At 57.9% G+C, this 13,159-nt stretch carries 11 protein-coding genes; 9 read left to right on the forward strand and 2 right to left on the reverse strand.

The genetic code is table 11. The annotated features are described in order from the left end of the window. The first annotated feature begins 251 nt into the window (after nt 1-251). From ABIQ96_RS18505 to ABIQ96_RS18520, 4 genes are all read left to right on the forward strand, one after another. Complete coding sequence (locus ABIQ96_RS18505; protein ID WP_348216114.1) at nt 252-692, forward strand: hypothetical protein; 441 nt, start codon at nt 252-254, stop codon at nt 690-692. Between the two features lie 116 nt (nt 693-808). Further along, nucleotides 809-1,204 carry a hypothetical protein gene (locus tag ABIQ96_RS18510; RefSeq protein ID WP_348216115.1) on the forward strand — a complete coding sequence of 132 codons (396 nt, stop codon included), beginning with the start codon at nt 809-811 and terminating at the stop codon, nt 1,202-1,204. Between the two features lie 137 nt (nt 1,205-1,341). Then, nucleotides 1,342-1,881, forward strand: coding sequence for a hypothetical protein (locus ABIQ96_RS18515; protein ID WP_348216116.1), 540 nt, complete (start codon nt 1,342-1,344; stop codon nt 1,879-1,881). 25 nt (nt 1,882-1,906) lie between these two features. After that, on the forward strand, nt 1,907-2,371 hold the full coding sequence (locus ABIQ96_RS18520; RefSeq protein WP_348216117.1) for a hypothetical protein: 465 nt from the start codon (nt 1,907-1,909) through the stop codon (nt 2,369-2,371). 104 nt (nt 2,372-2,475) lie between these two features. Here ABIQ96_RS18520 and ABIQ96_RS18525 read toward each other — a convergent pair whose 3' ends face one another. Beyond that, nucleotides 2,476-4,410: a hypothetical protein gene (locus ABIQ96_RS18525; RefSeq protein WP_348216118.1), complete on the reverse strand. Its 1,935-nt coding sequence runs from the start codon at nt 4,408-4,410 to the stop codon at nt 2,476-2,478. Nucleotides 4,411-4,529: 119 nt separating this feature from the next. Here ABIQ96_RS18525 and ABIQ96_RS18530 point away from each other — a divergent pair, with 119 nt between their 5' ends. Genes ABIQ96_RS18530 through ABIQ96_RS18540 form a run of 3 tightly spaced genes read left to right on the forward strand, consistent with a single transcriptional unit; the run spans nt 4,530 to nt 6,734 of the window. Then, nucleotides 4,530-5,468 carry a UbiA family prenyltransferase gene (locus ABIQ96_RS18530; protein WP_348216119.1) on the forward strand — a complete coding sequence of 313 codons (939 nt, stop codon included), beginning with the start codon at nt 4,530-4,532 and terminating at the stop codon, nt 5,466-5,468. A 46-nt stretch (nt 5,469-5,514) separates the two neighbouring features. Further along, complete coding sequence (locus ABIQ96_RS18535) at nt 5,515-5,934, forward strand: SufE family protein (protein ID WP_348216120.1); 420 nt, start codon at nt 5,515-5,517, stop codon at nt 5,932-5,934. Continuing rightward, nucleotides 5,931-6,734, forward strand: coding sequence for a TerC family protein (locus ABIQ96_RS18540; RefSeq protein ID WP_348216121.1), 804 nt, complete (start codon nt 5,931-5,933; stop codon nt 6,732-6,734). The genes ABIQ96_RS18535 and ABIQ96_RS18540 overlap by 4 nt, the downstream gene beginning before the upstream one ends. A gap of 7 nt (nt 6,735-6,741) precedes the next feature. Here the strand turns inward: ABIQ96_RS18540 and ABIQ96_RS18545 are convergent, their stop codons facing one another. Continuing rightward, a complete protein-coding gene (locus ABIQ96_RS18545; RefSeq protein WP_348216122.1) occupies nt 6,742-9,270 on the reverse strand; it encodes a hypothetical protein in 2,529 nt (842 codons plus the stop codon). Nucleotides 9,271-9,401: 131 nt separating this feature from the next. Here ABIQ96_RS18545 and ABIQ96_RS18550 point away from each other — a divergent pair, with 131 nt between their 5' ends. Then, nucleotides 9,402-10,733, forward strand: a complete 1,332-nt coding sequence (locus tag ABIQ96_RS18550; RefSeq protein WP_348216123.1) for a DUF1501 domain-containing protein — start codon at nt 9,402-9,404, stop codon at nt 10,731-10,733. Beyond that, nucleotides 10,708-13,149, forward strand: a complete 2,442-nt coding sequence (locus ABIQ96_RS18555; protein ID WP_348216124.1) for a PPC domain-containing protein — start codon at nt 10,708-10,710, stop codon at nt 13,147-13,149. Before ABIQ96_RS18550 ends, ABIQ96_RS18555 begins: the two co-directional genes overlap by 26 nt. The last annotated feature ends 10 nt before the right edge of the window (nt 13,150-13,159 follow it).

Here is a 13,159-nt window from a genome sequence, read left to right on the forward strand (position 1 = left end):
GTCCCCCAGGGGAGGCGGGGGGAGATCCCTTGTCCCGCCTGTATCTCCAACCCAATGAACTCCAACGTCCCAAGAAACTCGTGTTGAAGTAAACTTCAATTTCTGTTTGACTGCCTTCTCATGGAAGCCGTCGCCCCGAACCGATCATTAGCGCCTACTTCGAAATCAACGTCTCCCGTTCGCGGTTCAGAGGACTGAAAACGTTCTCAAAAAAGATTCTAAGAATCCTGAAGCCGCCGTTTCATACCTACATGAAAGCAATCTTCGCTCTCCTCATTTGGATCGGACTATTTCACCTTCACGCTGCGGAAGGACCGATTAGTCCACCATTGGGCGGTGCCGATGAAGCTCCTCCAAAGCTATCTCCCGTGACACGACTCCAGACGATGTGGCGTACCGATCTATCCAAACGCGATGTCTTCAAACCACACAAGCAATTACTTTCCCAACAAATATTTGAGAGCGAGCGCATCGTAGTGCGAGAAATCACAGGCGAGGAAGCCTTTAAACGCATAGACGGCACTTTACAGGCGACAGAACGATCCTTAATCCTCACCGGAGATTTGGCAGCCTTGCGCAAGCAATCCAAACTCACTGAGATCCATAACCCAGGAACGTTCGGTAGTGGTTTTTCAGCTTACCTAGCTCCAGATGGATCCCTAATACTTTTATGGGTCATTCCCGAAGGATAACCGTGCCGAGCAAGTCATGGATATCAACCGCCCCACTGCTGTTCAATTTATCTCCAGGTTCACCGCAATGATGCGGTGACATCAGTATGAACGTTAGAACCTACTTCGCGAATCCTATGAAAACACTCCTGCTGGCTTTCACTTTCTCAGCGCTGATTCTGCAAGCAAACTCTACAGAACCGCGCCGATTCGATACGGTCGATGGCAACTCCACAAAAGGCGAGTTCATCGACACCAACCGCAAAACGAGTGAAAGGCTCTGCCTTCGTTACCCTTTGCATTTCGATGGAGGAGCTGAACTCGAACTGACCGTCGGGGATTCTCTTCTATGGCGGGAGTATGTCCAGCCTCTTGGTATCGACCACTCGGCCTATCGGCAAGATGCATCCATGCGAGTCGGCGACGACAAGGTTTTCGTGACCATTAAAGGCGCAAAAACAATCAATGAGGTGCGCGAACTCAAGACAGGGAAGCTTATCTCCAGAGAAGTCGTCGATAGCGCACCCAAATGACCACAGATCCTAACATTACGTGACTGTGCGACCCTTACCAGCCGACCTGCCGACAACGTCACCTTTAACATGGACCTCCCCCCGTTTCAACGCTCGCCCCCGCCAGTGGGATTGCCAGCGCGTGGACGTTCGATCATATGAAAAAACTCTTCACGCTTTTAGCGCTATTGGCAGTTTTACCGACTTCGCTGCTTCTGGCTGATCTCGATTGGAAGCCCATTTCTCTTCAAGAATTAGTGCATCAGAGCGGTCTGATTGTAATCGCCCGGCACACACAAGAAAAGTCCGAGATTGTTGAGAAAAACCAGATCCGCAAAACGTCGCAGTTTGAGATTATCCAAACACTAAAGGGAAGTTCTCCAAAAAATCTGACCATCGAATGCAGATACGAAACATCCGACTTGGATATCCCATATTTCATCTTCCCGGATGCCGGCAACACATTCCTTCTGTTTTTGACGGTGCGTGGCGGCAGATATGAAATTACAAACGGCAAGTTTGGTGCCCATCTCGTTCAAGACGAAAAGATTTTATGGTATACGAACCCGGCACTTGCTCAAGATACTCGAGCATGGGAAAAGCAGCCTCTTAAGGAAGTGACCGCACAGATCAAAAGACATATCGACCAAGGCGGCTCGCCCAATCCCCTCCAGCCTTCGACTTCCGGGGATAGGTGACATCTAACACCTCAAAACGCAGACCATGAAAAAACGTTCAATCTTATTAGGTGCCGTGATCATCTACTTCCTAGCGGTCTTCCTATGTAGACCCCTAGTCCGCAGTTGGACACAGCCTCCATTAAAGAATCAATTTGATCGGTTGGCGGTCTGTCAATATGCGTATTTTGACCAGAATGGTCGGATCCCTGGAGATTTGTCACATCTCCCCGCGGAACTCAAAGGTCTCGTGAATGACGGCAAGTCCGGCATTACGTGGGATTCAGAGAAGAGCACCATGAACTATGTCTTTGCCCATCCTTATCAGATCAATGACTCGGCCATCACCTTCCTCACCTTCGGGTTGGTCGTGCCGTCGCCTCACGCTCTTGGGAACAGCATCACACCCGATATGATCAAGACGAATACCCCGATCTACAAGCAAGCGGGATTGTTACCAGTAGTTCCATCAAACGGAAAGCCGAATAAGTCGAGCCTGCCCCTTCACTAATAACAGTCTTAATTTGCAACCGGAATTTTGAGGAATGCCGCCATGCGGGTATTGAGGTGGATGCCTTGAGCACTGGATTGTGGCGGGCCGGGGATAGACTCTCCTTATTTCCAGGACTCGTCGAAGAAACCGGCGGCGGTGATTTTTCCGGGCCAGCGGGCGTCGGCAGGTGTCGTTAGATCGACGATGGCCCAATCGGGGAGCTTCGGGGTTTGAAGGGCGTTGTTGCCGTAACCGTCGGCGCGGAAATCGAGGCCGCTGTTGAGGACGATGTAGTGGCGCGGATTGAGCGGATTGGGGAAGATGAGGATGGGAGCGTGGCTGGCGGATGGATAGGTTTGGCCGTGGAAGGTAAGGGTTTCCCTAGTCCACTGGAGCGGGAGCTTGGAGAGGATTTTCGCGAGAACCTTGTTGGAAGACGGATCGCCCCAAAGAACGAGATTTCTGTTAGCGATGTCCGCCGGTGTGAGGGCGGTGTCGTCAATCATCGGAGCCTCTCCACGAAAGACGTCGTGCCAGAGCTGACGGGAGGTGCTCATTTCGCTGGAGACCCAGTTGCCGAGTTCGGGATTGAGCGGCTTGCCGGTAGGACGGACGAAGACGAAGGAGTCCATGAAGGCGTCATCGACGGGGCCGGTGAGATAGGGGCGTTTGCGATTGTCGGGATCGGAGGTGGCGAATTTCCACGTGTCCCCGAAGCGGATGAAATGGAGGGATTTCGGTGCGGCGGCGGGTGGGGTTAGAGTTTGGCCGTCGAGGGTGATGGAGGTTGGCTTGATGCCGGTGACGCTGAGAGAGGTGATGTTTTTTGTTTCGATGGCGAGAAGGCTCGCATCGGATAGAGTCGCGTGGACATCGGCGCGTTCCCAATGCTTTTCCATGCCTTCGACACGGAGCCAGGCGGACTCGGGGTAGCGCAAGGTGTAGGTGGAGAAGCGGATTTCCTTCGGAACGGCCGGGCGGCCGGTGGCGATGAGTTCCTCGAACCGCGTGGTGAGATTGGCTTTCGTCGCCGGTTCGTATTGGTGGCCGGTCTTCGGGCCGATGAAGCGTTCGAGCTTGAGATTTTCTCCGGCCATCGCAGCTTCCATTAGATCGGCCGATTCCTTCTGGCCGTCGATTTCTCCGGAGTAGGCGAGCGTGGGAACGTTGAAGAGGTTTTGAGAAATGCCGGTGGCTTCGTATTGGCGCCAGAGGGTTTGTTCCCATGCGGGACGCTGTTCCTTGCCGGGATCGTTGGCCTTGGTGAAGATGGGAGTTTCAGCGAAACCGGCGCCGGGCGAGGCGGCGCACCAGAGGCCGGGAAAATGGGGAGCGAGATGCCATGTGCTGCCACCGCCCATGGAAAATCCGGCGACGGCGATGCGGAGCGGGTCGATCTTGTATTGGGCGCGGGCGGCGGCGAGGGCTTCCATCACGTCGGTTTCTCCGGCGAATTTGGTAGCATTGCAGAAGCGGCCGTAGGGGATGACGGTGATCGTGTTTTTCGGAGTGAGTTGCGGCGGGCCGCCTTCGCGTTCGGCGAGGAAGGCGAGTTCGGTGCGCTTTTCACCGCGACCGAGGAGCCAGACCATGAGCGGAACGGGTTTGGTGAGATCGAGATCGGGCGGGACGACGAGGCCGTAGGGTTGGACGGAGTTGTCGATTTTCGAGCGGTAGCCGCGGACGATGAGGCCTTTCGCGTCGAGCCACGGGGATTTTTTCAGGTCGAGTTGCTTGGCGCGCTCCTTGCCTTCGGAGAGAAGATGTTTGGCGAAGGCGATTTCCTGAGGGGAATAGAACGCGTTGTCGGCGAGCCCCCAAGTGACGGCTTTGTGGAAGATTTCCACGTCGGGCAGGAGCGCGAGGAGTTTGGGATCGTTGGAGAGCTTGCGGGTGAGTGCGGTGATTTCCTTCTGGAGATCGGCAGCTCCGGCGGCGAGTTCCGCGCGGTCGGCATCGGGGACAGAGATGCCCGCGGGTGGGATTTTCGGCGGCGGGTTTTGGGCGAAAGCACTGGCGGTGAGGGCGAACGCGATGAAGGCGGATGTAAGGCGCATGGGAAAGGGAGATTACTGGCGGATGATGTGCTGGTTATCAGATGAAAGCCGCTGATTTTCTTTTGGCCGTGCCGCAGAATCGGGGCATGCTGCGCGGGCCGATGAATCGATCCGGAAAATTGCACGCACTACTATCCACTGCCCGGGTGGCGAATGTGCCGAGCGTGGTGAGCAATGTGTGGGTGGGGGTGGTCCTGGGGATTGTCATGAGGGTTTATGCGGAAGAGTGGATACCAAGCGCCCCTTGGGTTCCAGCGGGTTTCCTAGCAGTTGCGGGAGTGTTGTTATACATCGGAGGAAATTTTTTCAACGACTGGATGGACCACAAGTGGGATGCGGAACACCGCCCGGAACGTGCATTGCCAAGGGGACTTTTCCCGACGCGCCTTTATGCGGCGCTCGCTGTCTGCTTGATGGGTGCTGGCGTTACAGTGGCAGGAGCTGTGAATCTGCGCAGTGGCATGGTGGCGGGAGGAATTGTTTTTTGGATCATCGTTTACACCGTGTGGCACAAGCGGAGCGCGTGGGCCGTAGTGCCGATGGGAATGTGCCGGGCCTTGCTACCGGTGATGGGCTTTTTGGCGCTATTGCCCAAGGTGGATTCGATCTCCATGGTCATCATGATAAGCCCGGTCGCGTGCGGGCTATTCGCCTACATCATGGGGCTTTCACTGAGCGCGCGCTATGAATCGATGGCGAAACCACCGATGCGGGTAGGGGTGATGTCACGGGGGCTATTGCTGATGACGGCGGTGTTCCTCGCGTTGGGAAACAGAATCTTTTCTTTGGATCGACTGGCAAGTATCTGGGGCGTTTTACCTTATCTAGTGTGGACGGGCTGCTGCCTGAGATTTTGGCGAAAGCCGGTTCCCAAGCTCGTGTCCGGCCTGCTGGCTGGGATCCCCCTCGTCGATTGGATGGTCTTGCTGCCTGTGGCAGCGACATTTGCCGGAAATCCGCGGGAGGGCGCATGGCACCTGGCGATAGTAAGTTTCGCCATCCCTCCCCTCGCCTTCGTTTCCGCCCTCCTACTCCAAAGACTCGCTCCGGCGACTTGATCGGGACTTGCGGCGCGGCGTTTCCCGCGCTCCACTGCCGCAGAACATGAGCATTGCAGAGAAACAGGACCTTTTGATCGAGGAACTTGGCTTTTTCCAAGATTGGACGGAGCGTTACGAATACGTGATCAGCCTCGGGAAAAAGCTAGCACCGATGGACGGCGCATCAAAAGACCCGGCGCACCTGATCAAAGGATGCCAATCGCAGGTCTGGCTCGACGCGAAGACCGAGGATGGCAAGGTCCGCTACTACGCGGATTCGGACTCGCTGATCACGAAAGGCATGATCGCCCTTTTCGTCCACGTGCTGGACAACGAAAAGCCGGACGACATTCTAACCGCGGACATGAGTTTCATCGACCGGACAGGATTGAAGGAGCATCTCGCGCCAACGCGGGCGAACGCTTTGAACCTGATGGCGAACCAGATGAAACAGCGCGCACTCGAATTCGCCTCGCTCTCATGATCCTCGCCTCGCTATTCGAATTCAACTGGCTCGCAGAACCTCAGGCTTGGGGAGCGCTGCTCACGCTGACATTGCTGGAGATTGTTCTCGGCATCGACAACATCGTTTTCATTTCAATCCTCGTCGACAAGTTGCCGGAGGAAAAACGCAAGTCCGGCCGCACGCTCGGACTGGGGCTCGCGATGATCACCCGGCTGATGCTGCTCGCCACCATCACTTGGATCATGGGGCTGACCAAGGTGCTCTTCAGCATTCCGATCCCCGAATTCCTGCGCCAGTCGGAAGACGCGATCTCGCAGAGCGCATCCATCGACATGACCGGAAAAGGTCTGATCCTTCTCGTCGGCGGAATTTTCCTGATCTGGAAAGCCACCAAGGAAATCCATCACAAGCTCGAGGATGACGACGATGACACCGCCCACGTCAAAAAGGGAGCGAGCTTCATCGGAGTGCTGATCCAGATCGCAGTCATCGACATCGTGTTCTCGCTCGACTCGGTGATCACCGCCGTCGGCATGGCCAAGCATCTGTCCGTCATGATGCTCGCCGTGGTCATTTCCGTGGGCATCATGATGCTGGCCGCCGGCGCTATCAGCTCATTCGTTTCGAAACATCCTTCGATCAAGATGCTCGCTCTTTCGTTCCTGATCCTGATCGGCACGGCACTGATCGCCGAGGCGCTGCACGTCCACATTCCCAAGGGCTATATCTATTTCTCGATGGCGTTCTCGCTGGCGGTGGAAATGCTCAACCTCAAGCTTCGAAAGAAGACCTCTCCGCCACCGGCCGCGGAAATCTGAGAGACCGTCACTTGAGATCGTCCAACCGCTGGCGGCACCAGGCGAGGCCTTCACTGTATTCCTCGCTCTGCGGACGCGAGGCCACCAGGCTTTCCCACAACGAAACGGCATCCTTGAAGGCTTGGGTGGCGGCGTCCTTGCGGTTGGCGAGTTGGAGAGCATGACCTAGATCGCCTAGCAGATAAGCACCGGAGCTTTGCAATTGCTCCGGGCGCGGGCCGGTGGCGGACTGGTCGGATTCCAATTGACCGAGCAGATCACGCGCCTTGCCGATGAGCCCGATTTCCTCCTCGCGCTTTCCGGCCATTCCTAACATCCGTCCTTTCTGCCACCACAGTAACGCGAGTCGATAGGAAACAATCGCGTTGCCCGGAGACGACGCACGAAGGCCTTCGAGCATGCGGATGCCTTCGTCGTAATCCTTCATGGCTTCCACGGATTGGCCGCGGTCGCGCTGGATGCCGGCCCGCAGGCCGAGCTGGGACGCTTTCCTCGAAACCGCTTCGGCATTGTCCGGTTGCTCGACGACGAGGCGGTCCAACAGCTTCATTGCTTCCTTGGAAATCGACTCGGCTCCCGTAATGTCGCCGGACAATACCGCGGAGTCCGCCATCGCGCCGTAACAACCGGCAAGGTCCAGTCTCAGCGCGAAATCATCCGGCTTGTCTTTGAGCAGTTTCACCAACTCAACAGATGCCAGAGCACGAACCTCTCTCGCGTCGCCAAGACTTCCCATGCCTTCAAGAATGGTCGCAGACGACAGATAACACGCCGCCAGTTCGGATCTCAGGATCGCCACGTCCGGCCGCTGGTCGGCGATGCGGTTGAGTGTTTGGGTCGCCCGCATCAACTGCTCGAGGGCTTTCGGGTTGTTGCCCTTGGCGGCGAAAAGTTTCGCCTCATGGAAATCAAGCACGGCTAACAGTTGATTCAGACGATCGGCGTCAACCTCCGCCTGCGGCACTTCACTCAGCGCCTTGCGGGCGGTCACGAAAGAAGACGCAGCCTCCGGATCCGCATTGGATTGACGGAGCAGCGCGAGGAGCAGCGAATTCGTGGCGACACGGAATTTCAGCTCCGCATCCATCGGCAGCAGCGCCCACGCGTCGAGAGCCTGACCAAGGCGCTTGCTGGCGGTCGCCGCATCTCCCGCGGCGATGGAAATCTCCGAAAGCTGCAAGCGGACCCGCGCTCTTTCGTCGGCCAGCGCGTCGATCTTGGCAGTGCGTGTTAGAAAATCCTCGAAATAGCGTTCCAGCCGTTTCAACCGCAGCTCGCGCCCGTCGAGCGGTGGCAGGAGGCGGTTTCCCTTTTCCATCGCCCACGCGAAAAGCCGGTCGCCGACGAGGCGCGATGCCTCCAGTCGGGCCAGGGCGAGTTCACGCTCGTAAGACAGCGTGTGTTGCGTATCGGCAAGCTGGGCTTCCGCCGATGTCTTGGCTGATAGAGCCGCGTCGCCCGCCGCCCTGAGCATCATCTGATCCGCCTCGTGTTCCTGCCGCTCCTTGAGAAGCTGCGAATTCGAAAGCTGCCAGAGTCCTCCCAGCACCACGGCGGTCGCGGCGGTGGCACCTGCGAAAAAGACCGTCCGCCACGTCCGCCGTTCGGCACGCCGGCGTTGGTCGAGCAGTGCCTCGCGCTCGGCATCGGCCGTCACCTTGCCTTCCAACATCGCAAAGCCGGCCCCGACCTCGATCATCGACGTGGGACGCTTCTCAGGATCGAGCGAAAGGCAGCGGTCGATCCATTCACGAAATCCGATTTCCAAATCGTTCTGCGCTTCATCCGGCCAACTGAATCCGGGCTGCGCTTCGAGATTGCGCGCGATCTTTGTTAGATCCGCCTGAATTCCCTCCTTCTTCGTTTCGCCCGGCGGAGGTGCCACGAAATTGAAAGTGTCGTGACACCGTGGGAAGCGCCCGGTGAGGATCCGGAAGGCCAACACGCCGAACGAGAAAACATCCCAGCGGTAGCCTTCCTCATCGAGGTAGCCCGATGGTTTCCTGAGCTGTTCGGGTGGCTGATAGAGCACGGCGTCGGTGAAATTGAACTGCCTCGCTTCGGGCATGTTGCCGAGCGTCCAGTCACTGAGAAGAACTTCGCCAATGTCGGTTAGAAAAACGTTGCCGGGTTTGAGATTGCCGTGAGGCACACGCCGTTCGTGCATTTTCGACAATCCCCGCACGATGGATTTCACCAACTTCCATGACCCGGTTCCCGGATGTTCGCCTAGTATCATCTGCAGGCTGCGCGGGGTAACTTCCTCGCCATCAACTCCGGCCACCAGCGGCGTGATCCAGAATGGAATATCCGCGGAGAAATCCGCTGATGTCACCGGCATCACTCCCGCCGGCCAACCGCCGGATTCAAGACGCCCGGTCATTTTCTCAAGCAGACGCCGCGAGATCGCAGTGGCCGTAAAAAATTTCACCGCGCAATCCGCGCCACTCTCGTCCGTTGCCCTGAAAACACGCCCGCACCCACCTTGGCCGATTTGCCTGCCCAGTTTCAGTCCAGCCACTCGCGGTGTATCCATCGGGGGGTTTCGTAGCGGATAAATCCTTCCTAGCCAATCCCGAACGTGAAGGGATTTCATTTTTGAAATGAACCATTTATCCTCCGCGTATGGTCGGGTTGAGGCTTCATTCCACCACACCCGCCAATTCCATGAACCACCAGTGCCCGGGCAATCCCCTTGAACGCTACACTTCGCGCCGCGAGTTTTTCTACGTCGGCCTTCTTGGCGGACTCGGGCTGACCCTGCCGCAACTGCTGCGGAACCAGGCATTCGGCGATACGAAAAGCTACGAGACACGGGAAGGCGTCGCCAAGGGCATCATCCACATTTTCCTGCCCGGCGGGATGGCGCATCAGGAATCCTTCGATCCCAAGCCATTCGCCCCTGCTGAATACCGCGGACCGTTCGGTGCCATCGACACCAAGATTCCGGGCGTGCAGTTCGGCGAGTTGATGAAGGAAACCGCGCAGATCGCCGACAAGGTGACGATCATCCGTTCGATGTCCCACGGCGAGGCCGCCCACGAGCGCGGCACGCACAACATGTTCACCGGCTATCGGCCATCGCCGGCGTTGCAGTTTCCATCCATCGGCTCGGTGATCTCGCATGAGCTGGGATCGAAAAACGATCTGCCGCCCTATGTCTGCGTGCCTTCGGTGCCGAATGAATATGCGAATTCCGGTTACCTTTCTTCCGCTTTCGGTCCCTTCGCCCTTGGTTCGGATCCGGCTCAGGGAAATTTCCAAGTGCGCGACCTGAACCTGCCGAAGGGCGTGGACGACGCCCGCTTCACCCGTCGCCGGTCGCTGTTGGAAACCGTGGACCAGCACTTCCGCGCGCTGGAGGAATCCGACGCCATCGACTCAATGGATGCGTTCTATCAGCACGCCTACAAGCTCATTTCCTCACAGAATGCCCGCGAGGCTTTCAACCTCAAGGCCGAGCCGGATGCACTCAAGGACGAATACGGCCGCACCGCCGCCGGCCAGCGGATGTTGCTGGCCCGCCGCCTTATCGAGGGCGGCGTGCGGTTCGTTTCTCTAACTGCAGGCAGCTGGGATCACCACGACAACATCAAAGGCGCCATCCAAAATGAAATGCCACAGACGGACAAGGCCATCGCCGCGCTGATCCGCGATTTGGACCGCCGTGGCATGTTGGACTCCACGCTGGTCATGGTTACCTCCGAGTTCGGACGCAGCCCGAAGATCAATCCCGCCGCCGGGCGCGATCACTGGCCGCGCGTTTTCTCCACCATGCTCGCGGGTGGCGGCGTGAAACAAGGTTATGTCCACGGCGCTTCCGATGCACTCGGTGGCGAGGTGGACACGGACGGTGTCGGTGTCGCCGATCTCGCAGCCACCATCTACAACCAGATCGGGATCAACGCCGACAAGGAACTCATGTCCCCCGGCAACCGCCCGATCGAAATCGTCGCCGGCGGAGAAGTCCTCGATGCCCTGCTGGCAAAACGTGCCTGAAGCCGTGATGCGCGCCGTCCTCATTTTCCTGCTGTCCGCTGTTAGCCCGCTGCTCGCGTTCTCGCCGACCCTCAATCTCGTCAACCCGCGCGGAGGACAACGGGGTACGGAAATGGAGGTTCACTTTTACGGCGAGCGGCTTCAGGAAATCAGCGAGGCTCTTTTTTACGAGCCCGGCCTCGCCCTATCTAACATCGACATCAAGGACGACAAGCATGTCGTCGCGAAATTCACCATCGCTGCCGATTCGGCGCTCGGCGAACACTCTCTGAGGTTGCGCAGTCCGGGTGGAATCAGCGAACTCCGCTCATTCTGGGTTGGACAATTTCCCACTGTCGCCGAGACCGAACCGAACGCCACTTTCGATCAATCCCAGCGGATCGAACTCAACCGCACCGTCGAAGGCGTCGCCGGAAACGAAGACGACGACTACTACGTCTGCTCGCTGAAAAAGGGCCAGCGCCTTTCGGCCGAAGTCGAGGCCATGCGTCTCGGCCGGGTCTTTTTCGATGCCTATGTCGCGATTCTTGATCCGAAGAAATTTGAACTCGCCTCCTGCGATGACACGCCGCTGCTGCGCAACGATGCCTTCGCCTCCATCATCGCACCAGAGGACGGCGACTATCGGGTGCTCGTCCACGAAGCAGCCTACGAGGGAAATGACAACTGCCAGTATCGACTTCACATCGGCACATTCCCCCGCCCCACCGCGGTGTTTCCCACTGGCGGCAAGCCTGGCGAAACCATCGAGTTCACCTTCATCGGAGATCCATCCGGACCGATCAAACAATCCATCACCCTGCCTGCTGCGGCCAATTCGAGATTCCCCGTTTTCCCCATTCAGGACGGTGTTTCCGCACCATCGCCGCATTGGGTCACGGTTTCGCCGTTGGAGTCCGTTAGGGAAGTGGAACCGAACCATGCCCTGAAAACCGCGACTCCCGCGCCAGCGATTCCTTTCGCCATTCACGGAGTCCTGGAAGGTGAAACCAAAGCGGACTGGTTCAAGTTCACTGCGAAAAAAGACCAGAACCTCGTTCTCCGCGTTCTGGCACGCAGCCAGCGCTCGCCCCTCGATTCAATCCTCTCGATCCATCAGGCGGACAACAAACAGATTGCCGACAACGACGATCAGGGCTCGCCCGACAGCATCATCAACTGGACCTGCCCGGCGGACGGCGACTATTTCATCCGGATCCGCGATCAACTCGGCCGCACCGGACCGGACTTCACCTACCGCATCGAAGTCGTTGAAAAATCCCCTTCCATCGCCGCCAACCTGCCGACCGTCGAACGCGTGAACAGCCAGAAGTGGAAGACCTTCCCGATCCCCCGCGGAAATCGCTACGCGGCGGTCGTCAACATCGCCCGCGAGAACATCGCCTGCGATTCCGTGTTCGAGGCCGGTTCGCTGCCTGCCGGAGTCACCCTGCACAGCCCGAAGATTTCCCGCGCGATGACCACATTTCCCGTGGTCTTCGAAGCTGCCGCCGACGCCCCTGTCGCGGGCGGACTCTATCTGTTTTCCTTGAAATCCACCGGCGACGCGCCACCGCTAACAGGTTCGCTGGTCGATACCATCCATCACGTCGATATCAACAACGAAGGCCCCTATCACTCGGCCTCGTTCGATCGCATAGCCACCGCCGTCACCGTTGAGGCGCCTTTCAAGATCGATATCGAAGCGCCGACGGTTCCCATCGTAAAAAACGGCACGCTCGGACTCAAGGTGCGTGTCGCCCGCAATGAAGGTTATGCCGAGAAAATGACCATCCGTTTCCTGTGGAATCCGCCCGGAATCAGCGGTCCTAACACCATCGACCTTCCCGGCGACAAGTCCGAGATTTCCTACGAGCTCAACGCGAACAACGACGCCGCCGTGGGAGAGTGGCAGGTTTGCGTCCTGGCCGAGGCCAACACGCCGCAGGGCCCTGTCCTTGTGTCGTCCTCGTTGGTGCCGTTGAAAGTCGCCGATCCCTACGTTTCCATGACGCTCGATCTCGCTGCCACCGAACAAGGCAAAGACACTTCCATGCTCGCTAAAATCGAAGTGCTCCACCCGTTCGATGGCCCGGCGACCGTCGAGCTGCTAGGACTTCCTCACGGAGCCGCCACCGCGGTAAAAACCTTCACCAAGGATCAGACAGAACTCACCTTCCCCATCACGGTCGCCGCCGACGCCACGGTGGGAAAACACAACGGAGTTTTCTGTCGCATCAATGTCCCGGAAAATGGCGCAACCATTCTCCATCAGGCGGCGATGGGCGGCACCCTCCGCATCGACGCCCCGGCTCCCGCGCCTGTTGCAAAAGCCGATGCCGCCCCCGCGCCCCCAAAGCCCGCCGACGCCCAAGCCAAAGCCGAGCCCGTCAAACCCCTCTCACGCCTTGAGCAACTCCGGCAACACACGAAATAATCGATATCCC

Source organism: Luteolibacter sp. (genome assembly GCF_039920825.1).
GTDB lineage: Bacteria > Verrucomicrobiota > Verrucomicrobiia > Verrucomicrobiales > Akkermansiaceae > Luteolibacter.

Excerpts from the sequence above, each read along its gene's own strand:
- ABIQ96_RS18505 (WP_348216114.1), top strand. The coding sequence starts at position 252 with ATGAAAGCAATCTTCGCTCTCCTCATTTGGATCGGACTATTTCACCTT.
- ABIQ96_RS18510 (WP_348216115.1), top strand. The coding sequence starts at position 809 with ATGAAAACACTCCTGCTGGCTTTCACTTTCTCAGCGCTGATTCTGCAA.
- ABIQ96_RS18515 (WP_348216116.1), top strand. The coding sequence starts at position 1,342 with ATGAAAAAACTCTTCACGCTTTTAGCGCTATTGGCAGTTTTACCGACT.
- ABIQ96_RS18520 (WP_348216117.1), top strand. The coding sequence starts at position 1,907 with ATGAAAAAACGTTCAATCTTATTAGGTGCCGTGATCATCTACTTCCTA.
- ABIQ96_RS18525 (WP_348216118.1), bottom strand. The coding sequence starts at position 4,410 with ATGCGCCTTACATCCGCCTTCATCGCGTTCGCCCTCACCGCCAGTGCT.
- ABIQ96_RS18535 (WP_348216120.1), top strand. The coding sequence starts at position 5,515 with ATGAGCATTGCAGAGAAACAGGACCTTTTGATCGAGGAACTTGGCTTT.
- ABIQ96_RS18540 (WP_348216121.1), top strand. The coding sequence starts at position 5,931 with ATGATCCTCGCCTCGCTATTCGAATTCAACTGGCTCGCAGAACCTCAG.
- ABIQ96_RS18545 (WP_348216122.1), bottom strand. The coding sequence starts at position 9,270 with ATGGATACACCGCGAGTGGCTGGACTGAAACTGGGCAGGCAAATCGGC.
- ABIQ96_RS18550 (WP_348216123.1), top strand. The coding sequence starts at position 9,402 with ATGAACCACCAGTGCCCGGGCAATCCCCTTGAACGCTACACTTCGCGC.
- ABIQ96_RS18555 (WP_348216124.1), top strand. The coding sequence starts at position 10,708 with ATGCCCTGCTGGCAAAACGTGCCTGAAGCCGTGATGCGCGCCGTCCTC.